This is a genomic window from Pseudomonas sp. SGAir0191 (assembly GCF_002812565.2).
Classification (GTDB): Bacteria; Pseudomonadota; Gammaproteobacteria; order Pseudomonadales; family Pseudomonadaceae; genus Aquipseudomonas; species Aquipseudomonas parafulva_B.
On sequence record NZ_CP025035.2, the window covers coordinates 2626488 to 2652622 of the forward strand.

At 63.3% G+C, this 26135-nt stretch carries 20 protein-coding genes and 2 pseudogenes; 9 read left to right on the forward strand and 13 right to left on the reverse strand.

From position 1 onward, the window contains the following. Positions 1-3: 3 nt before the first annotated feature. Positions 4-1332: a CDP-diacylglycerol--serine O-phosphatidyltransferase gene (pssA, locus tag CWR53_RS11725; protein WP_100851586.1), complete on the reverse strand. Its 1329-nt coding sequence runs from the start codon at positions 1330-1332 to the stop codon at positions 4-6. 52 nt (positions 1333-1384) lie between these two features. Between pssA and CWR53_RS11730 the strand changes: the two genes are divergently transcribed. Further along, a complete protein-coding gene (locus tag CWR53_RS11730) occupies positions 1385-2377 on the forward strand; it encodes a GlxA family transcriptional regulator (protein ID WP_058605914.1) in 993 nt (330 codons plus the stop codon). Positions 2378-2392: 15 nt separating this feature from the next. Here the strand turns inward: CWR53_RS11730 and CWR53_RS11735 are convergent, their stop codons facing one another. The 7 genes from CWR53_RS11735 to CWR53_RS11765 all read right to left on the reverse strand — a co-directional run bounded on the left by CWR53_RS11735 (position 2393) and on the right by CWR53_RS11765 (position 10507). Beyond that, positions 2393-3604: a M24 family metallopeptidase gene (locus CWR53_RS11735; RefSeq protein ID WP_100851587.1), complete on the reverse strand. Its 1212-nt coding sequence runs from the start codon at positions 3602-3604 to the stop codon at positions 2393-2395. Positions 3605-3754: 150 nt separating this feature from the next. Then, positions 3755-4633 (reverse strand): DMT family transporter, encoded by an 879-nt coding sequence (locus CWR53_RS11740; protein ID WP_058605916.1) that lies wholly within the window; start codon positions 4631-4633, stop codon positions 3755-3757. A 167-nt stretch (positions 4634-4800) separates the two neighbouring features. Beyond that, on the reverse strand, positions 4801-6213 hold the full coding sequence (locus CWR53_RS11745) for a DOPA decarboxylase (protein WP_100851588.1): 1413 nt from the start codon (positions 6211-6213) through the stop codon (positions 4801-4803). Positions 6214-6332: 119 nt separating this feature from the next. After that, positions 6333-7277 carry a LysR family transcriptional regulator gene (locus CWR53_RS11750; RefSeq protein WP_100851589.1) on the reverse strand — a complete coding sequence of 315 codons (945 nt, stop codon included), beginning with the start codon at positions 7275-7277 and terminating at the stop codon, positions 6333-6335. 99 nt (positions 7278-7376) lie between these two features. Continuing rightward, positions 7377-8087 carry a YebC/PmpR family DNA-binding transcriptional regulator gene (locus CWR53_RS11755; RefSeq protein WP_058605919.1) on the reverse strand — a complete coding sequence of 237 codons (711 nt, stop codon included), beginning with the start codon at positions 8085-8087 and terminating at the stop codon, positions 7377-7379. 123 nt (positions 8088-8210) lie between these two features. Beyond that, a complete protein-coding gene (tam, locus tag CWR53_RS11760) occupies positions 8211-8987 on the reverse strand; it encodes a trans-aconitate 2-methyltransferase (RefSeq protein WP_058605920.1) in 777 nt (258 codons plus the stop codon). 110 nt (positions 8988-9097) lie between these two features. Next, a complete protein-coding gene (locus CWR53_RS11765) occupies positions 9098-10507 on the reverse strand; it encodes an amino acid permease (RefSeq protein WP_027914808.1) in 1410 nt (469 codons plus the stop codon). Between the two features lie 323 nt (positions 10508-10830). Between CWR53_RS11765 and CWR53_RS11770 the strand changes: the two genes are divergently transcribed. Then, a complete protein-coding gene (locus CWR53_RS11770) occupies positions 10831-12255 on the forward strand; it encodes a PLP-dependent aminotransferase family protein (RefSeq protein WP_058605921.1) in 1425 nt (474 codons plus the stop codon). Positions 12256-12461: 206 nt separating this feature from the next. On the opposite strand, the gene CWR53_RS11775 is transcribed toward CWR53_RS11770, so the two are convergent. After that, positions 12462-13831 (reverse strand): IS3 family transposase gene (locus tag CWR53_RS11775; protein ID WP_375335496.1). Its coding sequence is split into 2 segments (ribosomal slippage): positions 12462-13349 and positions 13352-13831, totalling 1368 coding nucleotides; the frame shifts between segments, so codons are not numbered across the junction. 86 nt (positions 13832-13917) lie between these two features. Then, on the reverse strand, positions 13918-14895 hold the full coding sequence (locus CWR53_RS11780; protein ID WP_058605922.1) for a polyprenyl synthetase family protein: 978 nt from the start codon (positions 14893-14895) through the stop codon (positions 13918-13920). A 185-nt stretch (positions 14896-15080) separates the two neighbouring features. Here CWR53_RS11780 and fni point away from each other — a divergent pair, with 185 nt between their 5' ends. The 5 genes and pseudogenes from fni to CWR53_RS11805 form a co-directional block, all read left to right on the forward strand. Then, positions 15081-16127 (forward strand): type 2 isopentenyl-diphosphate Delta-isomerase, encoded by a 1047-nt coding sequence (gene fni / locus CWR53_RS11785; RefSeq protein ID WP_100851590.1) that lies wholly within the window; start codon positions 15081-15083, stop codon positions 16125-16127. Further along, positions 16124-17401 (forward strand): glycosyltransferase, encoded by a 1278-nt coding sequence (locus CWR53_RS11790; protein WP_100852630.1) that lies wholly within the window; start codon positions 16124-16126, stop codon positions 17399-17401. The genes fni and CWR53_RS11790 overlap by 4 nt, the downstream gene beginning before the upstream one ends. Continuing rightward, on the forward strand, positions 17386-18552 hold the full coding sequence (gene crtY / locus CWR53_RS11795) for a lycopene beta-cyclase CrtY (RefSeq protein WP_100851591.1): 1167 nt from the start codon (positions 17386-17388) through the stop codon (positions 18550-18552). Before CWR53_RS11790 ends, crtY begins: the two co-directional genes overlap by 16 nt. After that, positions 18549-20039, forward strand: a complete 1491-nt coding sequence (locus tag CWR53_RS11800; protein WP_100851592.1) for a phytoene desaturase — start codon at positions 18549-18551, stop codon at positions 20037-20039. Before crtY ends, CWR53_RS11800 begins: the two co-directional genes overlap by 4 nt. Beyond that, positions 20036-20968: pseudogene (locus CWR53_RS11805) on the forward strand (phytoene/squalene synthase family protein); the annotation flags it as partial. The gene CWR53_RS11800 and the pseudogene CWR53_RS11805, both read left to right, overlap by 4 nt. Here the strand turns inward: CWR53_RS11805 and CWR53_RS11810 are convergent. Further along, positions 20892-21443: a sterol desaturase family protein gene (locus tag CWR53_RS11810; RefSeq protein ID WP_100851593.1), complete on the reverse strand. Its 552-nt coding sequence runs from the start codon at positions 21441-21443 to the stop codon at positions 20892-20894. The pseudogene CWR53_RS11805 and the gene CWR53_RS11810 overlap by 77 nt on opposite strands. Before the next feature lie 240 nt (positions 21444-21683). Between CWR53_RS11810 and CWR53_RS11815 the strand changes: the two genes are divergently transcribed. Then, positions 21684-22619 (forward strand): LysR family transcriptional regulator, encoded by a 936-nt coding sequence (locus CWR53_RS11815; protein WP_100851594.1) that lies wholly within the window; start codon positions 21684-21686, stop codon positions 22617-22619. Here the strand turns inward: CWR53_RS11815 and CWR53_RS11820 are convergent. Continuing rightward, a pseudogene (locus CWR53_RS11820) lies at positions 22589-23800 on the reverse strand (MFS transporter). The gene CWR53_RS11815 and the pseudogene CWR53_RS11820 sit on opposite strands and share 31 nt — an antisense overlap. A gap of 192 nt (positions 23801-23992) precedes the next feature. On the opposite strand from CWR53_RS11820, the gene CWR53_RS11825 reads away from it, so the two are divergent. Beyond that, complete coding sequence (locus CWR53_RS11825; protein ID WP_100851595.1) at positions 23993-25363, forward strand: 8-oxoguanine deaminase; 1371 nt, start codon at positions 23993-23995, stop codon at positions 25361-25363. A 164-nt stretch (positions 25364-25527) separates the two neighbouring features. Here the strand turns inward: CWR53_RS11825 and CWR53_RS11830 are convergent, their stop codons facing one another. After that, the gene (locus CWR53_RS11830; RefSeq protein WP_058605937.1) at positions 25528-26019 is read right to left on the reverse strand and encodes a GNAT family N-acetyltransferase; all 492 of its coding nucleotides are present in this window, start codon (positions 26017-26019) and stop codon (positions 25528-25530) included. Positions 26020-26135: the final 116 nt, after the last annotated feature.

Below are 26135 nucleotides of genomic sequence, written 5' to 3' on the forward strand. Positions count from 1 at the left end.
GCCCTACAGCACCCGCTTGATCAACGGTTCCAACCGACTATAGCGTAGCCTGCGCAGCAGCTTGCGCACGGGTTTGGGGTGTTCGGCCTTGACGCCTAGAGCGTGCGCCGAACCGATAGCCGGGGCATGTTCACGCAATGCGCTCAGCTCCTGCTCGCACGGCCCCCGCCATTGCCCAAGGGGGTCATCGATAAGCAGGCCGTTCTCCAGGTCCAGGTTGAAGCCGCGCGGGTTCAGGTTGTTGCCGGTCAGCAAGCAATAACGCTCATCGACCCACACGCCCTTGGCATGAAAGGTGTGCCCGGGATCGTTCCACAATCGGACCTGCAGCTGACCACTGGCCAGCAGGTGCTCGCGACGGCGCGCAAAGGCCCTGAGGTTGTCCTCATACAGATAAGGCAATGCCCCGCTGGCATGGAACGGCTCCCCCGGAGGGACGTAGAAGTCATTGGCCGTACGATGGCCGACGATGAACTCTACCCGCACGCCGCGTGCCAACGCGTCGTCAATTTCGCGCATCACGACCCGCGGCGGATTGAAGTACGGGGTGCTGATGACGATACGTTCGCGGGCCACGGCCAACAGCGCGCACACCGTCTTGTTCAATGCATTGCGCCTGCCGACGCCGATCAGCGGAATCACTCGCAGGTGCCCCGGCTCGGTTGCAGGGCCTGGTGCATATGTCAGCCGGCGCATCCGTGCCCGCAGACGGCGAATGTCACTGCGCAAATCGGCGGTCGAAGGCGGCGCAGGAAGGTCCAGGCGCGGCGTGGCCTGCGGGTGAAGCAGCCGATGCACCAGGTCGGCCATGCAGTCGGCCAGGGCCTTGCTGTGGAACAGGTGGTAGCGATCGAGCCGGTAACGGTCGAACCGATGCAGGTAGACGTTGTTGAGGCTGGCACCGGTGTAGATGACGCAGTCATCGATGATGCTGCCCTTGAGGTGCAGCACCCCGAAGAGTTCGCGGGTCTGCACAGGCACGCCGTAGATCGCGATGTCCAACTGGCGGCTCTGGCGCTCGGCCTGGTACCAGGCTGCATTGCCAGGCTGCCTGCCCGCCCCCAGCAGGCCACGCCGGGCCCGGAACCAGTCCACCACGACGGTTATTTCAAGCCCTGGCCGAGCCGCCTTGGCCTGATAGAGTGCGTCCAGCACCTCCTGGCCCGCCTCGTCATGTTGCAAGTAGAGCGCCACGATGACGATCCGCCGGGTCGCTGCGCCGATACGCTCGAGCAGGCAGGCCCGGTAGGCCTGGGCATCGGGGAGCACTTCGATCGCATCGGCGGCCAACGGGTAGCCTGGCAACTGGGCCAACAGGTTTTCTGGGTTCACTTGCAGCCACCTTCTGGGCAAACTATGCCCCAGCTTGCACAGGAATCGCCCAATGGTCCACCCCGCTTCGGTAAATCCACACTCCGGCACGGTCAAGACATTCGGTTTTCTGATCATGCCCAATTTCACCACCATCGGCCTGGCATCGGCGGTGGAAACACTGCGCATGGCCAACCTGGCCGCATGTAGGCCCGTGTTTCGCAGCGTACTGATCGCGGCGCAGGAGGGGCCGGTCACCGCCAGCAACGGCATGCGCGTGCTGCCCGATTGCACGCTCGGTGACGCGCCAGCGCTGGACGTACTGTTGGTAGTGGGCCCCAACCCCATCGAGCGCGGCCCTGCCACCGGGGCGCACATCCGCTGGCTGCGCGAACGGGCCAGGCAACGCCTGCCGATCGGCGGCATTTGTACCGGCAGTTACCTGCTCGCCAAGGCAGGGTTGCTCGACGGCTACCGCTGTACCATTCATTGGGAGGACCTGCCAACGCTGCGCGCCCGCTTCCCTAACATCATTTGCTCGCAGCAGTTGTTCGAGCTGGACCGCGACCGCTACACCTGCTCAGGCGGTGTGGCGGCCATCGACATGATGCTGCAACTGGTGGCTCGCGAGCCGGACGGCCAAGCCATTGCCGCCAAGGCCGCCGAACTGCTGCTGTGCGACCGGGTGCGTAGCGAGCGCGAACGCCAGCGCGTTTCGCTGAGGACCTTGCTGGGTACTGCGCAACCGCGGCTCAGCCAGGTCGTTGCGATCATGGAAGCCAACCTCGAGGAGCCGTTGGCACCCAGCGAGCTGGCCAACCTGACCGGCATCACCGTGCGTCAGCTCGAGCGCCTGTTCAAGCATCAGCTGCAACGTACCCCCACACGCTATTACCAGGAACTACGGCTAACCCATGCCAGGCAGTTGCTGCTGCAAGGCGACGCGCCGGTTGGCGACGTCGCACTGGCCTGCGGCTTCGGCTCGGCGGCGCACTTTTCCAAGGCGTACAGCCGACTGTTCGGTGTTTCGCCTTCCGCGCAGCGCCGCCTGGCAGCCTTGCGCTGACAGAGCACTCGCTGCTCATTTGCAGATGACGTTGTGCTGCGGCCCATAGGGGAACTGGGTAATGTTATCGGCCCCCTGCTCGGTCACGACCAGAATGTCATGCTCGCGATAGCCGCCTGCCCCTGGCAGGCCCTGTGGCAGCATGATCATGGGCTCGATCGACACCACCATGCCCGGCTCCAGTACGGTGTCGATGTCCTCGCGCAACTCCAGGCCGGCCTCGCGCCCGTAGTAGTGGCACAACACGCCGAAGGAATGGCCGTAGCCGAAGGTACGGTATTGCAGCAGGTCGTGCTGGCGGTAGATTTCATTGAGCTCAGCAGCAATGTCGCAACACCGTACGCCTGGACGGACGAGGCGTTGACCTGCCTCGTGCACCTGAACGTTCACCTGCCACAGGCGCAGGTACTCGTCCGGGCAGTGATCGAGAAAGAGTGTGCGCTCCAACGCCGTGTAGTAGCCGCTGATCATTGGGAAGCAGTTGAGGCTTAAGATTTCACCCCTGCCCACGCGACGGCTGGTTACCGGATTGTGGGCGCCATCGGTGTTGGGCCCGGATTGAAACAGCGTCCAGGTGTCCATCAACTGGCTGTCGGGATAGCGCCTGGCAATGTCCCGGACCATGGCCTGGGTGGCATGCAGTGCCACCTCGAACTCCGGCGCCTGGTCAGCCAGCGCGTCGATCACCGCCGCGCCGCCAACATTGGCGACCTGTGCCCCCTGGCGGATCAGGGCCTGCTCTTCAGCCGACTTGATCAGCCGCAGGCGCATGCAGGCGGTGCTGATATCGACCAGCTCGGCATGCGGGTAGCATGCCGCGAGCGCGGCATGGGTGTGGAGCGTCAGGTGATCACCCTCCACGCCAATGCGCCCCGCCTGCGGCAGCGCCTGGCGCAGGGCGGTGAAAAAACTGCCCTGCCGCCAGTCGGTGTAGACGATGTTGTCGGTGCCGACCGACCGACGCCACGGCTGACCGCCATCGATGTTGGCACTGATCAGGACGACCTGATCAGGGGTGATCACCACCGCGTAGGCGCGCCCAAACGCGCAATAGAGGTAGTCACTGTAGTAGTTGACGTTGTGATAGGAAGTAAAGACGAGTGCCTCGAGCTGCTGAGCGCTCATCAGGGCGCGCACCTGGGCATGCCGGCGGGCATATTCTTGAGCCGAGAACGTCGCTTCGACCTTCTGGCCATTGCGAATCCTGAGGGTATCGGGCATGTGCATGATCGTGATTCCTTGGGGTTGTGAGCACGCAAGTCAGGCCGGCCGCCTGAAAGCATTGCAGCACGCATCCCACATGCACGTTTGTACCCAAGCGACTTCGAATTGGCAGCAGTACTGCCTTTCACATCTGCAGTGGCACTGGCCAGTGCGCTAACGCCGCCGTTGCATCCAGGCTGCCCCCAGCCCACTGAGGCAGATCACGCAAATCCCGACCAGGCTGAGCGTATCGGGGGTCTGGCCATAGAACACCAGGCCCAGCAGGCCAGCGAAGACGATCTGGCAGTAGCTGAACGGCGCCAACAGCGCAGGCGCTGCGAAACGGAAGGCCTGGGTCAGCAGCAGGTGAGCGGTCATACCGAAACCACCCAGCGCCAGCATCAGCAAGGCATGGTCCCAGCGCGGCGTTTCCCAGAAAAACGGCACCAGCGCACTCATGGCCAGGGTGTTGCACAACCCTGCATAGAAGTTGCTGGTGGTCGGGCTGTCGTGCGCCGCCAGGATGCGGGTCAACAGTTGGTAGAAAGAGAAGCCCAGCGCCGAGCCGAACGGGTACAGGATGGCGGGCGTGAACAGCGCCCCGCCTGGATGCACGACAATCAGCACCCCCAGAAAGCCCAATACCACTGCCACCCATTGCGCTACCGTGACCCGTTCCTTGAGCAGTGGTACAGACAGGGCAGTGACCAGTACCGGTGCAAGGAAGTTGACCGCAGTCGCTTCGGCCAATGGCAGGTACTGCAACCCAGAGGTGAACAGCAGGCTGGTGCTGAGCAGGCTCAAGGCGCGCAAGGTTTGCAGCAGCGGCCGTCGGGTGCGCAACACGTTGAGGCCCGAGCGCGGCAGGAAAATGCCAGCCATCAACAGTGTGTGCACCACGTACCGTGCCCACACCACCATCACGATCGGGTACAGCCCTCCCAGGAACTTGGACAAGGCGTCGTGGCTGGCGAACATGAACGTGGCGCACACCACCAACACGATGCCGCGAAGCGGTTGGTTGACGCCGGACAGCGGGGTACTGGAACTCATGGCTCTCTCGAAGTGGACGCAAAACCGCGCTGCGCCATTATGAAGCCGCGCGCACGCCCCGATTGGGCGTGGCAGCAGGATTCTAGAAGAGATACCGGGAACGCGGAAGTTCAATCATCACCACAGCGTGTTTTTCCTTGGGGCAACGGGCATGGGCGCCACGGTTGTCAGCCCTGCACCACATGCTGCAGCCTGGCCCAGAGACGTTGCACATCCTCCCTCTCAGTGCCCAGGGCGCCAATCGACACACGCACCATCCAGCGTCCATCAAGCACCGCGGGAGTCACATAGGCGTCGCCTGATGCATTCAGGCGCTCGGCCCAGGCTCGGGTATGGGCGTCCAGCGCCTGGCCGGCCATCCCTTCAGGGCAATGCCGAAGACACAGCGTCTGCAACGGCACAGGGGCGAGCAACTGCCAGTCGCTTGCCGCGCGCACTTGTTCGGCCAGCCACCTGGCATTGTCCAGGTCCCTGCGCAGCCGTGCTTGCAAGGCCTCGACACCTTCTGCGCGCAACATGAACCACAGTTTCAAGGCGCGGAACCTGCGCCCCAAGGGAATGCCCCAGTCGCGCAGGTTCTTGACCTGCCCATCGACCGAGGACTGCAAGTAGCTGGGGTTGGTGCTCATCACGCGCACGAGGTGCTGGGGGTCGCGCACATAATAGACCGAGCAATCGAACGCTACCCCCAGCCATTTGTGCGCATTGACCACCACCGAATCGGCAAGCTCTATCCCATCCCACATCCAGCGGCACTCGGGCAGTATCATCGCCGAGCCGGCCATGGCTGAGTCCACATGCAGCCACAGGCCATGTTGCTGGGCCAGCGCGCCGATGGCGCGCAGCGGATCGAGGGCCGTAGTGGCGGTAGTGCCGCAGGTGGCAACGATCGCACACGGGCGATTGCCAGCCGCCAGGTCCTGTTCGATGGCCTGCTCGAGCGCAGTCGGGCACAGCCCATAGGCTTCATCGGTCGCGATCAGGCGGATATTGTCGCGGCCAAAGCCTGCCAGCAACGCCGCCTTGTCCACCGAACTGTGGGCATGGGCGCTGACATACACGATCAGGGGCTTATCCTGGCCTTGAAGCCCGTGACGGACCAGGGCGTAATCACTTGAGCGCTCACGGGCGCAGATGAGCGCGACCAGGGTGCTGGTCGAGGCGGTGTCCTGAATCACCCCGCTCCACTGCTGCGACAAACCCAGCATCTGGCGCAACCAGTCCAAGGTCGTTTCTTCCAGTTCGCTCAACGCTGGGCTCGATTGCCACGACAAGCCCAGTACGCCAAGCCCGGTACTCAGGAAGTCCCCCAGCACGGAGGACAGCGCCCCATTGGAGGGAAAATAACCGTAGAAATCCGGGTGCTGCCAATGGGACAGGCCGGGCATGATCAACCCGTCCACGTCCTTGAGAATCGCGTCGAACGGCTCGCCCTGTTGCGGCGCGGCCGGCGGCAGCGCCGCCTTCAGGTAACCGGGCTCGACCTGGGCCATGACCGGGCGCTGCTGCACGGTCTGGCGGTAATCGGCGATCAGGTCGATCAGTTGATGGCCATACTGGCGAAACGCTTCGGGGGTCATGCACGTGCTCCTGTGGTGGGCGCCTCACGCGCTGATGGCGGTCAGTGCGGGTCGGCGGCTGGCTGGGAGCAGTGTAGAGTGCGCCGCCTGCGCGAAGAACCGCGCCCTGCGCATAGCTGCTATGGCAAATACGCAACGCCGCCCTGGACACCGAATTGAGATTGGCGCCACAGGTCGAACACCCGGTTTCGAAACCAGCGATGCTCGGCCGACCCATGCAAACGTTCGTGCCACACCACCCAATACCGCTGACTGTGCTCGACGAACCCCAACGGGCGCCACGCCAGCGGATACAGGCGGCACAATTGGCGGGCGATGTGTTCGGGCACGGTAGCCACTGCCTGGCTGCTGGCGACCACCTTTACCGTTGCGCAAAAAAACGGCACTTGCAGGCTGATGTGCCGTTGCAGGCCCTGCGCACGCAGATGCTGGTCAATGAAGCTGTCCTTGTCCCCGCCACCGGAGATTCGTACATGCCTGCACGCCAGGTAGTCGCTTTGCGAAACCCGCCCATGGGCGGTCAAGGGATGATCCGGTGCCATCAGGCACACCGCCCGATCCTCGCCAAGCAGACGCCCGTGCACATTGGGCGGCGACTCGTCGAACAAGGTGGTGGCAAGGTCGATCTCGCCACTGGCGAGCAGGTCATATTGCCCGGCTTGCCAGGTGCGGTATTCCAGGCTGATGCCTGGCGCTTCCTGCTCCAGCGCCGTCACCAGCAAAGGGAGCATATGCTCGGCGACATAATCGGAAGCAGCAAGGCAAAAGCGGCGTTGGCAGCGGCCAGGCTCGAATACCGCAGGCTGACGAAGCGCCTGCAGCTCGTCCAGCACCTGGCGCAAGGGCTCGCGTAGCGTCTGGGCATGCTCGCTCAGCACATAGCCTCGGCCTTGACGCACCAGCAGCGGGTCGTCGAAGGCCTCGCGAAGTTGAGCCAACTGACGGCTCAAGGCCGACTGGCTCACGCCCAGGCGCTCAGCCGTCCGGCTGAGGTTCTGCACCTGCAGCAGGTGATCGAGCACCCGCAGGTGCCCAAGGCTGAGCGTGGCAAAGGCTGGATTCACGGCAGCTCCCGCTCGGGGCACACCCCGGTGCGGTGCTGCCCAGCCATCGCCTGTGCGAGACGCCTGGCAATGGGCAGCATCGGCAGATGGGGCTCGCGCTTACTGCGTCAAGCCAACGTAGACGTTCTGGACGTCGTCGTTCTCGTCGATGGCTTCGAGAAACGCCTCGACTTCGGCCAGGGCTTCGGCACTCAGGCTCGAAGCACTCACCGGGTTTTTCGGGGTGTAGCCGATCTTGGCCGACGTGACGGTGAAACCGTGCCCCGGCAGGGCCTTCTGCACAGCGTCCAGGTCGGTGGTATCGGTGATGAACAGGGTTGACCCCTCCTCTTCGCCTTCTTCGAAGTCCTGGGCCCCGGCTTCGATGGCAGCCATCTCAGGATCAGCGTCACCGTTGGGGGTGGCCTCGATCAGCCCGACATGGTTGAAGTCCCAGGAGACCGAGCCGCTGGCACCGAGCTGACCCTTGCGGAACAGCACACGAATTTGCGCGACCGTGCGGTTGACGTTGTCAGTCAGGCACTCGACGATCAGCGGGACCTGGTGCGGGGCGAAGCCTTCGTAGCTGACAGCCGCATACTGCACGGCATCGCCATCCAGGCCAGCACCCTTGCGAATGGCCCGCTCCAGGGTTTCGCGGGTCATCGAAGCCTTCTTGGCCTGTTCGATGGCCAGGCGCAGACGCGGGTTCATGTCCGGGTCGGCGCCGGATTTGGCGGCGATCTGGATTTCCTTGGACAGCTTGCCCATGACCTTGCCCTTGGCATTGGCCGCGGCTTCTTTATGTTTGGCTTTCCACTGTGCGCCCATGTCGACTCTCTTGTTTCAGCGGCCGGTTCAGGAAGCGACCGGCACAAAAAGTGGGAGCAGTTTATACGCCTATGGGCAAGGATCGACAACCGTCTGCGCTGCGCCGACCCCTCACCAGAAGATTCAGCGGGTGGCGATCACGAACAAGCGCGGAAACGGCAGCAGTACCTTGCCGTCGGAGGCTGGCGGGTAGGCGCCTTGCATCGCCTGCAGGTACATCTGCAGGAAGGCCTCCTGCTCGTGCGGTTGCAGCCGCGACAGATAAGGCCGCAAGGCCGAACCCTTGAACCACTGCACCACGCCCTCAGCGCCGTCGGCCAAGGGATGGTGGTAGGTGGTGCGCCACACTTCGACCCGGGCACAGAGCGGGCTCAACAGGTCGTAATAGAACGCCGCGCCATGGCGCGGCGGCAACTGGAAGTCCTCGAACGTGGCCGCCCACGGGCCACGGCAGGCGATCTCGCGCAACGCGGTGTGTGCGGGCTCCTCCAGGTTGTCGGGCGTCTGCACTGCAAGGCTCGCCCCTTCGCTGAGCTGACGCACCAGGTGCGGGTACAGCCGCCCGTGGTCGGGCACCCATTGCAGCGAGGCGTTGGCCAGGATCAGGTCCTGGGGCTCAGGAGCGGCCCAGCCTGCGATGTCCGCCGTGACCATGTGCACGCGGGGGATGCACAGCCGCTTGCGCTCTCGGGCCTTCTCGATCATGTCCGGGTCGCTGTCCAGCGCGGTCACCTGCGCGTCGGGGCAGCGCTGCAGCAGCACCTCGGTGGAATTGCCGGGCCCGCAGCCCAGGTCGGTGGCATGCCGCACCGGGCGCGGCGGCACCGCCCCCAGCAGGTCGCGCACCGGCCGGGTGCGTTCGTCTTCGAACAAGGAATACTGGGTGGCAGACCAGGACATGGCGACGTTCTCCGATGAGCGATGCCCTCCAGCATATGCCATCTGTCGCCCAAAACGCGAAGCGGCCGGCCCCTTGGAGGGAACCGGCCGCTTCGCAGAGCCAATGAGGCTTAGTGTCGAGGCGCGCTGCGCATCTGGTGCACAACCCCCATCGCTACCACCAGCGCCGCCGCGATGCCGGTGGAGATCACCAGGATCTGGTAGTCAGGCATGAACGCCATGGTTACCAGGGCCGCTACGATGAAGGCGATCACCAGGTAGGTGAGCCACGGGAACAGCCACATCTTCAGGCGCACTTCCTTGCCTTCGGCAATCAGCTTGCGGCGCATGCGCAGCTGGGAGAACGCGATCACCAGGTACACCAGCAGGGCAATCATGCCCGTGGTGTTCATCAGGGTATCGAGTACGTCCTTGGGGCGCAGGGTCTCGCTGAAATTGATCAGCGCACACACCACTGCCACCGCGCACGAGCCCATGATCGCGTACACGGGCACGCCAGTGCCGGCACGAGTGATCTTGAAGAACGACGGTGCGTCGCCACGCTGGGCCAGGGAGAACAGCATGCGCGAGGCGGTGTAGTGGCCAGAGATCAGGCAGCTGCTCACCGAGGTCAGCACCACGAAGTTCATCAGCAACTCGGCGTAAGGCACGCCCAGCAGCTCAAGGGTACGGCGATAGGCGCCGTAGCCGGAGACGCCCAGGTGCGGGTCGTTCCACGGTACCAGGCAGACGATCAGGAAGATCGAGCCTACGTAGAACAGGCACACGCGCCATACCACCGAGTTGGTGGCCTTGACGATCTGCGCTGCCGGGTCTTTGGCCTCGGAGGCTGCGATGGTCACGATCTCGGCGCCCAGGAATGCAAACATCACCCCCAGCAACGCCCCGATGACGGTGGTGATGCCATTGGGCATGAACCCTTCGGCGGTCAGGTGGGTAATGCCCCGCACCTCGCCGAATTGCCAGATGTTGAGCACCGCTGCGGTACAGACGATCAGGAAGCAGACGATCGCGATGACCTTGATCAGGGCGAACCAGAACTCGAACTCACCGTAGTGCTTGACGTTGAAGAAGTTGACCGTGATCAGCAGCAACGTCGTGGCCAGCACGAACACGTTGACACTCACATCTGGGAAGAACCCGTGCAGGATCTTGCCGGCTACGTAGGCTTCCCAGGCCATGAGAATGACCCAGTACCACCAGTACAGCCAGCCGATGGTGAAGCCGGCCCAGCGCCCGATGGCACGGTCGGCGTAGGTGGAAAACGAGCCCGTGTCGGGTGAAGACGTTGCCATTTCGCCAAGCATGCGCATGATCAGCACCACGAGGATGCCGCCTGCCAGGTAGGCCAGCACCGCGGCCGGCCCGGCGCTGTGGATCACGCTGCCGGATCCTACGAACAAGGCGCCGCCGATGACCCCGGCGATGGACATCATCGTCAGGTGGCGCGACTTCAGCGAGGCACTGAGCTTGCTCTCATGCCCGCCGTTCGCGGTGGTGGTTGTGGATGTTGCGTCCATCAGTTGTGTACCCCGTGCTTCTTTTTATCCAAGGAAAACCGTGAAACCCCGATGGCTGGCGGTTTCACCTGTACATCAGTGCTAATGCGCGCAGGAGGTGTGAACGAACACACGCAGGCCATCCATGGCGGCCTGCTGACGCGCCCCAGGGCTGAGGCCTGGAGCGAACTGAACATGCTTTGTGTGGCGATATCCGACACCTAATGTAAAAATGTCCATCGCAGAGAGCCATGCACAGTGGCATGAAACTCGCACTGCACTGTACAGGTCGCCAACCCTATACACCGGGCCAGCACCTGGCGTTACACACCTGAAGGTCCCCCATGCTGCAATTGAACCCAGACGCTTCCACACCGTTGGTCAACCAGATCATCGACGGTCTGCGCACCCTGATCGACACACAGACGCTCAAGCCTGGCGCCAAGGTGCCGTCGATCCGCGCCTTCGCCGCCACCTACTCGGTCAGCACCTTCACCGTGGTGGAAGCCTACGATCGCCTGGTCGCCCAAGGGCTGCTGGTAAGCCGTGGCAACGCTGGCTTTTTCGTCAATCGCGCCGCCGCTGAACTGCTGGACACGCACACGGCTGACCCTGATGCAAGCCGACCAACGTTCAACACCGAGTGGTACCTGCAGCAGATCTTCGAAACCCGGCAGTTGCCGTTCAAGCCAGGCTGCGGCTGGCTGCCCAATGACTGGATGTACGAAGATGGCCTGCGCCGAGGGCTGCGGCAGGTGGCTGGCAGCCCACTGGAACTGTCCGGTTACGGTGACCCCATGGGGTTGCCCGAACTACGCGCGTTGACGGCGCAGAACCTGCAGCAGGATTTGTCGATCGTCGCCAACCCCGCTCAGCTGATGTTGACCCACGGTGCCAGCCAGGCCCTGGACCTGGCCGTGCGTACGCTGGTCCGGCCAGGTGACGTGGTACTGGTGGACGACCCTGGCTATCCCAACCTGATGAGCATTCTGCGCACCCAAGGCGCAACGCTACTGGGGGTGGCGCGCACGCCCAATGGCTACGACCTCAATCAGCTTGAGCGGTTGCTGGCGCAACATAGGCCCACGGCTTTCTTCACCCAGCCTCACTTGCACAGCCCGACGTGCTCGCGCACGCCGTTGCCCCAGCTGCACCGCCTGCTGCAACTGGCCAACCAGCATGGTTTCCGGCTGGTCGAAAACAACCTGTACGCCGACATGATCGCCGATCCGCAACCCTGCCTCGCCAGCCTGGACCACCTGCAGCAGGTGGTCTACGTGGGCAGTTACTCGAAAAGCATCTCGCCCAATGTGCGGGTGGGCTACCTGCTGGCCAATCCTGAACTGGCGCAACAGCTGGTACACCTGAAAATGCGCTCGGGCCTGACCACTTCGCAGGTCATGGAGCGGGTCGTCTATGCCGCCATCATCGACGGTCGCTGGCGCAAGCACCTCAAGCGTCTGCGCCAACGCCTGGCCGAGGCGCATCAACGGGTGGGTGAGCATCTGCACCGGCTAGGCTTCGAACTGTTCACCGAATCGGACGAGGGGATGTACATCTGGACCCGGCATCCCTCGATTCCCGACAGCGCGCTGTTGCTCGATGACGCGCTCGAAAAAGGCATCATGCTCGGCCCCGGACAGTTGTTCATGGTCGATGCCAGGGCAACGGGCTGGATGCGTTTCAACGTGGCGTTCAGCCTGGACCCAGTCATGTGGGAACTGCTGGAAAAGGTTTTTGCCCGGCATGCGAGGCAATTGGATCAGTGAGCCCGCTATTGCGCAGGCGCTTTGACTCCAGCTTCACAGGTTACGCGGCCCCCCGTAGGAGCGGCCCTTGTGCCGCGATGGGTCGCGCAGCGGCCCTAGGATTTAAGCTTCGCAGCTCATCTCGCCGGGGCCGCTCTGCGGCCCATCGCGGCACAAGGGCCGCTCCTACAGGGACTTGAGCTGCGCCCCAAATGTTGGACAGTTGGTTAGCCTATCTCAGCCTGAGTCCTGTAAGCCACAGGGCTCAGGCCGTTGAGCTTCATTTTGATTCGATCATGGTTGTAATAATGGATGTATTCATCCAACCCCGCCTTAAGCTCAGCCACGCTTGCGAAGCGCTCACGGTGGAAGTACTCCGATTTGAGCGTCCCAAAAAAGCTTTCCATCGCCGCGTTGTCCAGGCAGTTGCCCTTGCGTGACATGCTCTGTTCAAGCCCTGCTTCTTTCAACCGCTTGCAGTAGTCAGGGTATCGATAATGCCAGCCTTGATCTGAGTGCAAGAGTGGCCGGCTGTTAGCTGGTAGCCTATTGATTGCTGTCTCCAACATTTCGCCTACCAAGGTAAATCGGGGTCGGGAGTCGGTACGATAAGCAACGATCTCGCCGTTATAAAGATCCATGATCGGAGAAAGGTATAGCTTCTCACCTGCCACTTTGAACTCGGTAACATCCGTTACCCACTTTTGATTTGGCTGGTCTGCGCGGAAGTCGCGCTTAAGGATGTTGGGGGCGGCTTCGCCCATTAGCCCCCGATAAGATTTGTACTTCTTGGGGCGCACTGTACATTTCAGGTCCAGTTCGGCCATCAGACGGCGTACCTTCTTACTGTTAACCGATTGCCCTTCGCTACGCAGCGTAGAGGTGACTCGCCGATACCCGTAGCGGCCGCGGTGCCGGTGGCTGATGTCTTGTATCAACGTTTTGAGCGAGGCACACCGATCCCCAGCCTCGAGCACGCCGAGCTGGTAATAATAAGTGCTGCGCGACAAATGAGCTGCTTTGAGCAGCCAGGCAAGCGGGTAAAGCTTACGTAGCGCCGCGACTAGCCGGGTTTTTTTCTGGCTATCTTCTTCCTCGCCTTCTCCTCGTCTAGCTCCTCGAGCTTTTTTAGATAGGCGTTCTCCGCTTCGAGCTGGGCTAGCCTTGTCAGCAACTGCTCACGAGTGAGTTGCTCAGTAGGCGTGGATGAAACGTCTTCAGACTTGCGGGGTGCTTTAGGCATCGCGGTAATCACTGGCTTCTTACGGGGCGGTCGGGGTTGATGTCCGCCACTGTAATACTGTTCCTCCCAACTGCGAACCAGTGTGGAATTGCCAAGGTTGTAAAGCGCTGACGTGGCACGCAACGAAAGGTCTTCGCGCCATTTATGATGAAGAACGGCGAGCTTGAACTCGGCGCTGTAATGGCGGCCTGTTTTCTCCAGACTGGCCTGACCGTGCGTACGGTAGGCCACGACCCAGCGACGAAGGAGCGTCGGATCCATTTGGAACTGTGCGGCAACATGGCGAAAGCCATACCCGCGATCAAGAAAGGCCTGAATGGCTGACAGCTTGAACTGCTTCGAATACCTGCGCATAAAAACCCCAAAAGTGGACGGATGTCCAACATTTGGGGCGCAGCTCAACTTGCGTAGACCTTTGGATTGGCGCAACGCCCTGCGCCTTAGACGTGATGCACGACCGCTCCACCTACCGCAAGACCACCCACGCCCTGACGCCATACGGTGCTGCCGGCAGCCTGCACACCCTTCGATGCGAACACCTTGCGCAATACCCCACCGATCGGCGAGGTCCCAAGGCCCAGGCTGTTCAGGCACTGTTCGACGCTCTGCAAATGGGCTTCCAACCGCTGGCGCACCTGCATCTCGCCACACATCGCCAGCAGGGTCGACTTGCCCTGATCCAACCCCATGCTCTTGCCACTTTCCGGGTCACGGTCGTGCAAGTCGTCGTGCAACTGAAACGCCTGCCCCAACTCCCCCGCCAATTGCAGCAGGGTGCCCTGCTGGCTGGCGCCAGCCCCCGCCAGCCGGCCGGCCATGCCTAGCAGGGCCGAGAACAAGGCTCCGGTCTTGAGTTGATTGGTCTCGGCAATTTCAGCCGCCGTCCGCGGCCGTGCACCGTCACGCAGATCCTGCAACTGCCCCTTGACCAGCCCATCGGCACCGATGGCCGAGGTGAGGGTCACCACTAGGTCGCTGCGCACATCCGGCCCGACCGTCTGCAACCCCGCCACAACCCCGAACGCACGGGAGAGCAAGGCAATGGCCGTCAACACAGCCACGTCTTCGCCAAAAGCCAGGTGCAAGGTAGGGCGGCCGCGGCGCAAGGCGGCGTTGTCCATACACGGCAAGTCGTCCAGCACAAGGGAGGCTGCATGTACCATCTCGACCGCACAACCGAGGTCGAGCGCTGCGTGTGGGCATGCGCCCAGACCCTGCGCCGTAAAAAGTAACAACAGGGGCCGCAAGCGCTTGCCTGGCGCCAGGGTACAGTCGCGCATGGCCGCAACCACGAGGTCGCGCTCGTGACCTGCCGATGGCAGCAAGGCTGCCAGCCGGGCTTCTACGGCCGCATGTGCGACGGCCAGTGGCTGATCGTGATCAGCGCCAGCGCTGTGCGGGGGGGCGATGGTCGTCATCCTTGCCTCTCGATGTGGGCGGCCCATTGACCGTAGATGAAAAGGAACGACTGATGGGCGCCGTTGCCTGATGCTTTGCTTTTTATGAGCTTAGCTATACAAAACGGGTAGTGTTGTACAACTTGTCTGTCCTAAGCACACAGACCGCACGTACCTCAGGATGATTCCCTGGCAGTGGAGCCGGCATGAACAAAAGCCCGTTGAGTCAACGCAAGGATGATCACCTGGATATCGTCCTGGCCGCCGGCAGCACCTCGCATGGGGTCGATGCCGGCTGGTCGGCGCTGCGTTTCGAACATTGTGCACTGCCCGAGATGGCCCTGGAAGACGTCAACCTGGGTACCGAGCTGTTCGGCATGGCACTGCGCGCACCGCTGTTGATCAGTTCGATGACTGGCGGGGCTGATCGCGCACGGTTCATCAACCAGCACCTGGCCGAAGCTGCGCAGGCTTTGGGCCTGGCCATGGGTGTGGGTTCGCAGCGAGTGAGCTTGCGCAGCGGCCAGGACCAAGGATTGACCACAGAGCTGAGAAGGCTTGCACCCGATGTCCCGCTTTTGGCAAACCTGGGCGCGGCCCAGTTACGCGAGGCCGATGGCCTGGACCTTGCCCGTCGCGCGGTCGATACACTCGATGCCAGCGCCCTGATCATTCACCTCAACCCCCTGCAGGAAGCCGTTCAGCCCGAGGGCGACCGCAACTGGAACGGGGTGCTCGCCTGCATCGAGCACGTTGCCGGGCAGCTTCACGCGCCCATCATCGTCAAGGAGGTAGGCGCTGGTATTTCGCCAGGCGTTGCGCGGCAATTGTACGACGCTGGCGTGTCCATGATCGATGTGGCCGGTGCCGGCGGCACAAGCTGGGCCGCGGTGGAGGCCGAGCGTGCCAATGACCCTGCCGAGCGTGCGGTGGCAATGGCCTTCAGCGGCTGGGGCATCCCGACCGCCCATAGCCTGCTTGCCGTGCGCCGCGCCGTGCCAACGGTTGGCCTGATCGCCTCAGGCGGGGTCCGCGATGGCGTGGACGCGGCCAAGGCCATCCGCCTGGGGGCGGACCTGGTGGGCCAGGCTGCCGGGGTGCTGACCTCTGCAATGGCATCCACCGAAGCGGTGGTCTCGCACTTCGACGTGATCATCCGGCAACTGCGTATCGCCTGCTTCTGCACAGGCTCGGCCACGCTGGCGCAGTTGCGCCGGGCCCGACTGGTCAATGCCCAGCTAGACATCAAATGAGCCACTTCGCCCTGATTGCTCCGCCCTACCCCAGCCATTTTGCAGCGATGCAAGCCTTGGGCGGCGAATTGGTCGAACGCGGCCATCGGGTCAGTTTCTTTCACCAGCCTGAAGCCGAACGCTGGCTGAGCGACAGGCGAATGGGCTTCGTCGCCATCGGCCATGCCGAGTGCCCGCCGGGCAGCCTTGACCTTGCCATGCGTCGCGTGGCTGACCCCGCCGGGCCGCTGCGCCTGCGTCGCTTGATCAAACAGCTGGCGCACACCACGGCCATGCTGATCAGCAACCTGCCGCAGGCGCTCAGGGAACATCGGGTCGATGCCATGATTTGCGACCAGATGGAGCCCGCAGGCGGCTTGGTGGCCGAGGCTTGCAAACTGCCGTTCTTTTCAGTGGCCTGTGCATTGCCAATCAATCGCGAGCCAGGCTTGCCATTGCCCGTGATGCCGTTCGGGCTGGGCTTGGATGCGCGCCTCTACGAAGGCAGTGTTCAGGTCCATGACTGGCTCATGCGCCCGTTGCACGACACCTTGCTGCAGGCCTGTCATCGCCACGGGCTGCAACCGCGCAGCGGTGCCCATGAATTTCTCTCGCCACTGGCCCAGTTGAGCCAGACACCCCTGCACCTGGATTTCCCCAGAGTGGGTCTGCCCAAGCACTTTCACGCCGTCGGCCCGTTACGCAGCACGCCCTCTCAGGGGAGCCCCAACTGGTCTTTCGAACCCGGCAAGCCCTTGGTATTCGCAAGCCTGGGGACGCTCCAGGGCCACCGGTTCGATCTGTTCGCACGTATTGCCAAGGCTTGCCGACGCCTGGATGCCCAGTTGCTGGTGGCGCACTGCGGTGGGTTGGATGGCCATCAGCAGGCCAGGCTGCGCCAGATTGGCGCCACCGTCGTGACCGACTTCGCCCCTCAGCACTGGGCGGTGCGGCGAGCCAATGTGGTGATCAGCCATGGCGGCTTGAACACGGTGCTCGATACCGTGTGCGCCGGCACACCGTTGCTGGTCATGCCGATTGCATTCGATCAGCCTGGCGTGGCTGCGCGGGTGCGCCATCACCGTTTGGGGCGGGTACTCTCCAAACGAGCCAGCGTAGCTGCCATTGGCCAGACGTTGGGTCAGCTGCTTGATGAAGCTGCACCACGTGATGCCGCGCTGGAAGCCGAGCTTGCCGCCTGCGGTGGCGTACAGCGCGCTGCCAGCCTCATCGAAGCCGCGCTGCACAGTGGCCAACCCAGCATTTCGGAGAACACACCGTGCCCTATGACCTGATCCTGGTAGGTGGTGGGTTGGCCAACGGCCTGATCGCCTGGCGACTCCAGCAATTGCGCCCGCAATTGCGCGTGCTGTGCCTGGAACAAGGGCTGGCCCTGGGCGGGAACCACACCTGGTCCTTTCATGACGCCGACCTCACTCCCGAGCAACAACGCTGGCTGGCCCCGCTGGTCGAGCAGCGCTGGCCTGCGTACCACGTGCACTTCCCGGCTTTTTCCAGGCGTATGGAAGGCGGTTATGCGAGCATCACCAGCGAGCGTTTCGCCCAGGTGATCACCCCTGCCCTCGGCCCGAGCTTGCGCACGGGCTGCGCTGTCGCTGAAGTGGGTGCCAGCCACGTCACACTCGCCAGCGGCGAAACCTTGCACGCCGCGGTAGTGATCGATGGCCGGGGCATGCAGCACAGCCCTCACCGGGTGCTCGGCCAGCAAGCATTCCTTGGGCAGATCGTGCGCCTGACGGCCCCCCATGGCTTGGAGGCACCGATCCTGATGGATGCGCGGGTACCTCAGGGCGAAGGCTATCGCTTCGTCTATGTACTGCCCTTCACGGCCGACACCCTGCTGGTGGAGGACACCCATTACGTCGACAGCCAGGCGCCCGCCGCAGAGCAGCTGCGCCAGCACATCGAACGCTACCTGCAGCAGCGCGGCTGGCACGTCGCCGAGTGCCTGCGTGAAGAACAGGGCGTATTGCCGATCACCCTGGCCGACGACTTTCCTGGCTGGTGGAACGAGCAGCAAGGGCCGCTCGCCGTTGGCCTACGAGCCGGATTGTTCCACTGCACCACGGGCTATTCACTGCCCGATGCCGTGCGCCTAGCCGACTGGTTGGCGACGCAAGCGCTGGATGATACGGCGTCACTCAAGCCCGCGTTGGGCGCCTACCTTCGCCGACGCTGGCGTGAACAAGGGTTCTACCGCCTGCTCAACCGAATGCTGTTTCTAGCCGGCCGGCCGAACCGTCGCTGGCAGGTGATGCAGCGCTTTTATCGATTGCCTGATGGGCTGATCGCCCGTTTCTACGCAGGCCAGAGTACGCTGCGTGATCGTCTGCGGATCCTGTGCGGCAAGCCGCCTGTGCCCGTAGGCGAGGCCATGAAGGCTGCCTTGCGACACTCTCCTGCCCATTTCAAGGACTATCCATGAGCAACGAACGATCCGCCCTGGTCATTGGGGCAGGCCTTGGCGGCCTGGCCCTGGCCATTCGCCTGCAGGCCTCGGGTATCCCCACGACCTTGCTCGAGGCACGCGACAAACCCGGTGGCCGCGCCTACGTCTACAACGACCAAGGCTTTACCTTCGACGCAGGCCCCACGGTGATCACCGACCCAAGCGCCATCGAAGCCCTGTTCACCCTCGCCGGCCGGCCTATGCAGGATTACGTGGAGTTGCTGCCGGTAACGCCGTTCTACCGCCTGTGCTGGGAGGATGGCCGGGCCTTCGACTATGGCAATGACCAGGCCGACCTGGAACGCCAGATCGAGGCCTTCGAGCCCAAGGACGTGGAAGGTTATCGACAGTTCCTGGCCTATTCCAAAGCCGTGCTGCAAGAAGGCTACATCAAGCTCGGCGCGGTGCCGTTCCTGTCTTTTCGCGACATGCTGCATGCCGGCCCGCAGTTGGCTCGCCTGCAGGCGTGGCGCAGCGTCTATAGCATGGTGGCGCGGTTCATCCAGGATGACCAACTGCGCCAGGCGTTTTCGTTCCACGCCTTGCTGGTCGGGGGCAACCCGTTCGCCACCTCCTCGATCTACACCTTGATCCATGCGCTGGAGCGCACCTGGGGTGTGTGGTTCCCTAAAGGCGGCACCGGTGCCCTGGTGCAGGGCATGGCCAAGTTGTTCACCGACCTGGGCGGCACCCTGGAGCTCAATGCCAAGGTGGCCGCGTTCGAAACCCAAGGCAGCCGCGTGACCGGCGTGCGCACCCAGGACGGTCGGCGCTGGCTGGCAGACGCAGTCGCTTCCAATGCCGATGTAGTGCACACCTACTCCGACCTGCTGGGCGAGCATCCACGGGGTGAACAGGAAGGCAAGCGGCTCAAGGGCAAGCGCTTTAGCAACTCGCTGTTCGTGGTGCACTTCGGCCTCAAGCGCACCCAACCGCAACTGCGCCATCACACGGTCTGCTTTGGCCCGCGCTACCGGGAGCTGATCGACGAAATCTTCAACGGTCATGAGCTTGCCGAAGACTTTTCACTCTACCTGCACACCCCTTGCGCCACCGACCCGAGCCTCGCTCCGGAAGGATGCTCGAGCCACTACGTGCTGGCGCCCGTACCGCACATGGGCAACGCGGCCATCGACTGGGAGGTGGAGGGGCCACGGTTCCGGGACAAGATTCTCGACTACCTGGAACGTCACTACATTCCTGGCCTGCGCGAGGACCTGGTCACCTGCCGCACCTTCACGCCGCTGGACTTCCGTGAGGAACTCAATGCGCACCTGGGTTCGGCGTTTTCCCTGGAACCGATCCTGACCCAGAGCGCCTGGTTCCGCCCGCACAACCGTGACAGCCAAGTGAGCAACCTGTACCTGGTGGGCGCAGGCACGCACCCGGGGGCCGGTGTACCTGGCGTGATCGCCTCGGCCAAGGCCACGGCAGGGCTGATGCTCGAGGACCTGGGCGCATGACCGCACCGTCCCACGACCAGTTGCTTGCCCATGCCGAACACAGCATTGCCGTGGGTTCGAAGAGCTTTGCCGCAGCAGCCCGGCTCTTCGATGCGCACACCCGGCGCAGCGCCGTACTGTTGTATGCCTGGTGCCGCCATTGCGATGACGTGATCGATGGGCAGCAAGCCGGGCATGATGCGGTGGTCATCAGCCAGGAAGAAGCGCAAGTGCGCCTGTTGGATCTGCAGCGCCAGACCGAAGCCGCCTGCGCGGACTTGCCCGTGGATCAACCGGCCTTCGCCGCACTGCGCGAAGTGGCCAGGCGCCACGACATCCCCCGCGCCGAAGCCTTCGACCTGCTCGAAGGCTTCGCCCAGGACGTGTCCGCCTGCCGCTACCAGACCCTGGATGAGGTCATGGTCTACTGCTATCACGTGGCAGGTGTGGTGGGCCTGATGATGGCCAGGGTCATGGGCGTTCAGGAGGCGCGCGTGCTGGACCGGGCCTGCGACCTGGGCCTGGCCATGCAGCTGACCAACATCGCCCGAGACATCGTCGATGATGCCAAGGTGGGGCGCTGTTACTTGCCCCAGGCTTGGCTGTCGGAATTCGACCTTAGTGCAGACGACCTGGCCGATGTGCGTCACCGCGCAGCCGTCGCCACCCTGGCCAGGCGCCTGGTCGCCCAGGCCGAGCCCTACTACGCCAGCGCCCAGGCGGGGCTGCCGGCCTTGCCGCTGCGCTCGGCGTGGGCAGTGGCCACGGCTGGTCAGGTATACCGGCGCATCGGCCTGAAGGTCGACAGCGCCGGGATCGACGCCTGGGACGGTCGGCTGTCTACGTCAAAACGCGAAAAGGTCGGTGCCTTGGTCACGGGGTTTTGGCAGGCGCTGAGCTGTCGGCTGCGTCGCTACCCCCAACGCCCGGCTCGCCTGTGGCAGCGCCCTTCGCCCGCAGCGGCCCGCCATGCAGTGCCCGAAGTTGCTGGCGCAGCCGCTCGATAGTGGGGACATACAGAAAACCGAACGACACACAGCCTTCGCGTTCCTGTACGGCATGATGAAGCCGATGTGCCTGGTACAGGCGCTTGAAGTAACCCTTGCGCGGCACCACTTTGAAAGGCCAGCGCCGGTGCACCAGGCCGTCGTGGGCGACGAAATACAGAACCCCATAGGCCGTCATGCCTGCGCCTACCCATTGCAACGGGTACCAACCGGCATTGCCCAGGGCGATGAGCATGATCGCCAGCACGGCGAACACCGCAGCGTACAGGTCGTTCTTCTCGAAGATCCCGGTACGCGGCTCATGGTGCGAGCGGTGCCAGCCCCAGCCGAAGCCATGCATGATGTACTTGTGAGCAAACCAGGCCACGCCTTCCATGGCGGCCAGGGTGCCGAAAAAGGTGAGCAACGTCAGGGTCATGCGCAGGCTATCCAGGCAAAAGGGAACATGGGGGCAGTCCTTTGGTGCATCAGGGCCGGGTCGGTACAGCATGATCTACCCAAGGCGCTGGCGCAAAGCCTATGAGTGTGCAAGATGGGCTGGTGTTCCATTGCCGACGCGCTACCCAGGCCTGTCTCCCGACGCTATTACCCTAAAACGCCATCACAGGATCCCTTATGCTGCCGGGGTCTGCCCCACGAACCCATGTAAAGGCCGGTCATGCACTCCTCAGAACGACTCAAAGGGATCGACGTCTTCGTCGCGGTCGCCGACCTCGGCAGCTTCACGGCAGCGGCCGGGCGACTGAGCCTTACCAGCTCGGCGGTCAGCAAGAGTATCGCGCGCCTCGAGGCGCGCATGGGCGTTCGCCTGTTCGAGCGCACCACCCGCCGGTTGTCGCTGAGCGAGGCAGGCGTGGTTTTCTACCGCACCTGCACCTCGGTGCTGGCCGATCTGGAAGAAGTCGAACACACCCTCGCCACTACGGGTAATGAACCTCACGGACGGGTACGCATCGACTTGCCCGCCTCTTATGGGCGCTTGCATGTGCTGCCGCTGATCCTGGCGTTTACCCGGCAGCATCCGCTGCTGCAGCCGCACGTCTCGTTTTCCGACCGTTTCGTCGACCCGGTGCAGGAAGGCATCGACATCGTGGTGCGCATCGGCGGCCCCGATACCTGGCCCGCTGCCCTGGGCCATCAGTACTTTGGCGCCCAGCGCCTGATGTTCTGCGCAGCCCCCGACTACCTCGACATTTACGGTACTCCGCAAAGCGAGGAGGACCTGGAGCATCATCACTGCGTGGGCTATGGGCACACCGACGGCCTGGTCAGCCCGTGGTTCTTCAAGGGGCGCCAGCCTGGGGAGATGGAGCGTCGCACGGTACAGCCGCGCATCGCCGTGGGCGATGGCGAAGGCGAGGTCGCGGCGGTGCTGGCCGGCCATGGCATAGGTCAGCTACCCACCTGGTTGACCCAGCAGCACCTCGATCATGGACGGATGGTCGAGGTGCTGCCGGAGCTGGCAACCGACGGGTTGCCAATGAACCTGGTCTGGCTCAAGCGTCGCGAGCACCTACCCAAAGTGCGTGCACTGCTCGATTACCTGTTGCCCAGGCTCGCCCCTCACGGCACACGTACCGCCGAACCCGTCTGAGGCGCCAGCCTGCCCACTACGGGCACTGCCAGCAGCGCCAGCACAGCGACTGCGGCGGCCACATAGCCCAGATACGCAACCCCCAGCCCGTCGATGGTCATGCCACCGAGCACCGCACCCAGGCCGATGCCGGCGTTGGCAGCCGAAACGTTGGCGGTACCGGCCAGCGCCTTGGCGTGGGTCACCGACGCCATTACGCGCACTTGGCAGACCGGGTAAAGCGCGGTGTTGGCGATACCCCACAAGGCCAGCGCCAGGCAGAAAATCAGGCCTGCATGGGTCAAGGGCACCAGCGCTGCCATGCCGATCGCCAGCAGCACCAGAAAGCCCGCAGTGGCCTTGAGAACGGAGTGGTCGACGGCGCGCCCCCCGATCCAGTTGCCCAGCAGGCCAACGGCGCCGAAGCCCATCAGCCACCAACCGGTGTGAGCCGGGGCCACACCCGCCACACGCTCGAGCAGGTCGGCCAGGTAGGTTTAGCCGGTGAACATGGCAGTGAACACCAGAATCGACAGCAGCACGTTCGCTACGAAGAAACGTTCGGTGAAAATCCGCGCCTGACGGGCGAAATCCACCTTGGCGGTGCGGGCTACGTGGGGCATCCAGACGCCCATCGCCACGGCCATCACCAGGGAAAGCAACGCCAGCGCCCCGAAGGCGCCACGCCAGCCCAACGCGTCAGCGGCCAACGTGCCCAGCGGGATGCCCAGCAGCATGGCGGCAGAGATGCCCAGGTAAACCTTCGATACCGCACGCCCTGCATGCTCGGGCCCCGCGAGGTGCCCGGCCGTCTCGCTGGCAGTACCCCAGAACACCGGCAACGCCAATGCCGGTATGACACGTGCAATGGCCAGTACCCAGAAGTTATCGGCCACGGCCGCCAGGGCATTGGCCGCGGCAAAAACCAGCAAGATGGTGATGAACAGCCGTTTACGGTCCAGATGCGCCAGCATGGCCGTGAGGAACGGCCCTGCCAGCATGACTGTGAATGCGAACAGCGTGACCAGTTGTCCAGCCATGGAGATGGACACCCCCAGGTCGCGGCTCAGGGCAGGCAACAGGCCCACAATGAGAAACTCGGTGGTGACAATCAGGAAAGCGGAGAACGCGAGGATGGCAATGCTGATGGCTGCCCGTGGAGCTTCGTCAACGGGTGAAGCGGTGGTGAATGCGGCAGACATGGAAGAACTCTCAAGACGTTGGCTGCCAGTTTATTCGATCGCAGAGGTCTTATTTCTGGCCGATTTTCACATATGAGGTGACGCACATTCACAAATACGGTCAATGTATACAACTTGATCGTTTCCTGATTACATAGCCGCGTCGCCTACGACGCTGGCCATCGCCGGCGCGTATTGCAACAGGCATCGACCATGTCATCTGCACACGCACCAAGAACGCTCCTGATCAAGCATGCCCAACTGCTCGTCACCATGGATGGCGAGCGCCGCGAAATCCGCGGCGGTGGCCTGTACATCGAAGACAACCTGATCAAGCAAGTCGGCCCCAGCGATACCCTGCCCCAACAGGCGGACGAGGTGCTGGACATGTCCGGCAAGGTTGTCATCCCCGGGCTGGTCAACACCCACCATCACATGTACCAGAGCCTGACGCGGGTGGTGCCAGCCGCCCAGGACGGCGAGCTGTTCAACTGGCTCACCCAGCTGTACCCGATCTGGGCACGGCTCACCCCCGAGATGATTGCGGTCTCGACCCAGACGGCCATGGCCGAGCTGATCCTTTCCGGTTGCACCACCTCGAGCGACCATCTGTACATCTACCCCAACGGATGCAAGCTCGATGACAGCATCCATGCGGCTGCCGAAATCGGCATGCGTTTTCACGCCGCCCGCGGCAGCATGAGCGTGGGCCAGAGCCAGGGCGGGCTGCCGCCGGACTCGGTAGTGGAAAAGGAAGCGGATATCCTCAAGGAGTCCCAGCGCCTGATCGAGGACTACCATGATGCCAGCCATGGCTCGATGCGCCGGATCGTGGTGGCGCCCTGCTCGCCCTTTTCGGTCAGCCGCGACCTGATGCGCGAAGCGGCTGTTCTGGCTCGCCAGCATGGCGTATCGCTGCACACGCACCTGGCCGAAAACGTCAACGACATTGCCTACAGCCGGGAAAAATTCGGCATGACCCCTGCCGAGTACGCCGAGGATTTGGGGTGGGTCGGGCCCGACGTGTGGCACGCGCACTGCGTGCAACTGGACCAGCATGGCATCGAACTGTTCGCCCGCACCGGCACCGGGGTCGCCCATTGCCCATGCTCGAACATGCGCCTGGCTTCAGGTATCGCCCCGGTGCGCGCCATGCGCGATCATGGCGTACCGGTGGGGCTCGGGGTGGACGGTTCGGCGTCCAACGACGGTGCCAGCATGATCGGCGAGGTCCGCCAGGCCCTGCTGCTGCAACGCGTGGGGTTTGGCCCGGATGCGATGACGGCCCGCGAAGCGCTGGAAATCGCGACCCTGGGCGGCGCCAAGGTGCTCAACCGCAATGACATCGGCGCACTGGCACCGGGCATGGTCGCTGATTTCGTCGCCTTCGACCTGGGCCATGTCGCCTACGCCGGCGGGCATCATGACCCGCTTGCAGCGCTGGTGTTCTGCACCCCGACCCAGGTGCATACCAGCGTCATCAACGGCAAGGTGGTGGTCAGGGATGGTCAGTTGGTCACTGTCGACCTGCCACGGGTACTCGAAAGTCACAACCGCCTGGCCCATCAGTTGGTCGCAGGCTGATAGAGGCGCCGCCTCGTGATGCTGGCTGTCTTGTGCCTCTGGGGCTGCATGACAGCCCATCACCAGCAAGCCAGCCCCAGCTCACCGGCAGGTTCAACCTGTAGCGTCGCGCTTGCCGCCGGTGGGCCGCAGTGCGGCCCTACCTGACGCCGCCCGGCAATGGCTCACAGCACCATTACCATCTCATGCCACGCCATACCGCCGTGCTCGGAAGGTGAAGGCTGGACGTACTGATAACCCAGCTTGCGGTACAGCGGCACGTGCTGTTCTTTGCACATCAGGTGGATGGTCTGCTTCGCGCAGGCTTTCATTCGCAGGATGAACGCTTCCATCAATCGCTTGGCATGACCTTGGCCCTGATACGCCGGGTCGACCACCACCGACATGATCACTACGTTGGGGGCATCGGGGTCATGCCCCACCAGTTCCTTGAACGCTTCGTCCGACATCACAACCTGGTGGGCGCAGCCGCTGTTGATGAAGCCAACGATCTCTCCATCACTTTCAAGCAACAGAAACCCCTGTGGGTACTGACTGATGCGCGTCTGGATCTTTTCCAGCGTGGCAGCTTCGTCTCCCTCGTAGGCACCGATCTCGATGGCGTGGCAGCGGCTGGCGTCCTCAAGGGACGGCGTACGGAACTGAAGCGGAGACATGACCGGCTTTTCCTTGGGTCTGAACGATACGGCGGCCATGATAACCGTGCCTGATGCTTGCTGCGATGCTCACCGCCACGCATCATGGATGCCTTTCTGCCCGCGACGGACTCACC

Excerpts from the sequence above, each read along its gene's own strand:
- CWR53_RS11730 (WP_058605914.1), top strand. The coding sequence starts at position 1,385 with ATGGTCCACCCCGCTTCGGTAAATCCACACTCCGGCACGGTCAAGACA.
- CWR53_RS11735 (WP_100851587.1), bottom strand. The coding sequence starts at position 3,604 with ATGCACATGCCCGATACCCTCAGGATTCGCAATGGCCAGAAGGTCGAA.
- CWR53_RS11740 (WP_058605916.1), bottom strand. The coding sequence starts at position 4,633 with ATGAGTTCCAGTACCCCGCTGTCCGGCGTCAACCAACCGCTTCGCGGC.
- CWR53_RS11745 (WP_100851588.1), bottom strand. The coding sequence starts at position 6,213 with ATGACCCCCGAAGCGTTTCGCCAGTATGGCCATCAACTGATCGACCTG.
- CWR53_RS11755 (WP_058605919.1), bottom strand. The coding sequence starts at position 8,087 with ATGGGCGCACAGTGGAAAGCCAAACATAAAGAAGCCGCGGCCAATGCC.
- tam (WP_058605920.1), bottom strand. The coding sequence starts at position 8,987 with ATGTCCTGGTCTGCCACCCAGTATTCCTTGTTCGAAGACGAACGCACC.
- CWR53_RS11765 (WP_027914808.1), bottom strand. The coding sequence starts at position 10,507 with ATGGACGCAACATCCACAACCACCACCGCGAACGGCGGGCATGAGAGC.
- CWR53_RS11770 (WP_058605921.1), top strand. The coding sequence starts at position 10,831 with ATGCTGCAATTGAACCCAGACGCTTCCACACCGTTGGTCAACCAGATC.
- CWR53_RS11780 (WP_058605922.1), bottom strand. The coding sequence starts at position 14,895 with ATGACGACCATCGCCCCCCCGCACAGCGCTGGCGCTGATCACGATCAG.
- fni (WP_100851590.1), top strand. The coding sequence starts at position 15,081 with ATGAACAAAAGCCCGTTGAGTCAACGCAAGGATGATCACCTGGATATC.
- CWR53_RS11790 (WP_100852630.1), top strand. The coding sequence starts at position 16,124 with ATGAGCCACTTCGCCCTGATTGCTCCGCCCTACCCCAGCCATTTTGCA.
- CWR53_RS11800 (WP_100851592.1), top strand. The coding sequence starts at position 18,549 with ATGAGCAACGAACGATCCGCCCTGGTCATTGGGGCAGGCCTTGGCGGC.
- CWR53_RS11810 (WP_100851593.1), bottom strand. The coding sequence starts at position 21,443 with ATGACCCTGACGTTGCTCACCTTTTTCGGCACCCTGGCCGCCATGGAA.
- CWR53_RS11815 (WP_100851594.1), top strand. The coding sequence starts at position 21,684 with ATGCACTCCTCAGAACGACTCAAAGGGATCGACGTCTTCGTCGCGGTC.
- CWR53_RS11825 (WP_100851595.1), top strand. The coding sequence starts at position 23,993 with ATGTCATCTGCACACGCACCAAGAACGCTCCTGATCAAGCATGCCCAA.
- CWR53_RS11830 (WP_058605937.1), bottom strand. The coding sequence starts at position 26,019 with ATGTCTCCGCTTCAGTTCCGTACGCCGTCCCTTGAGGACGCCAGCCGC.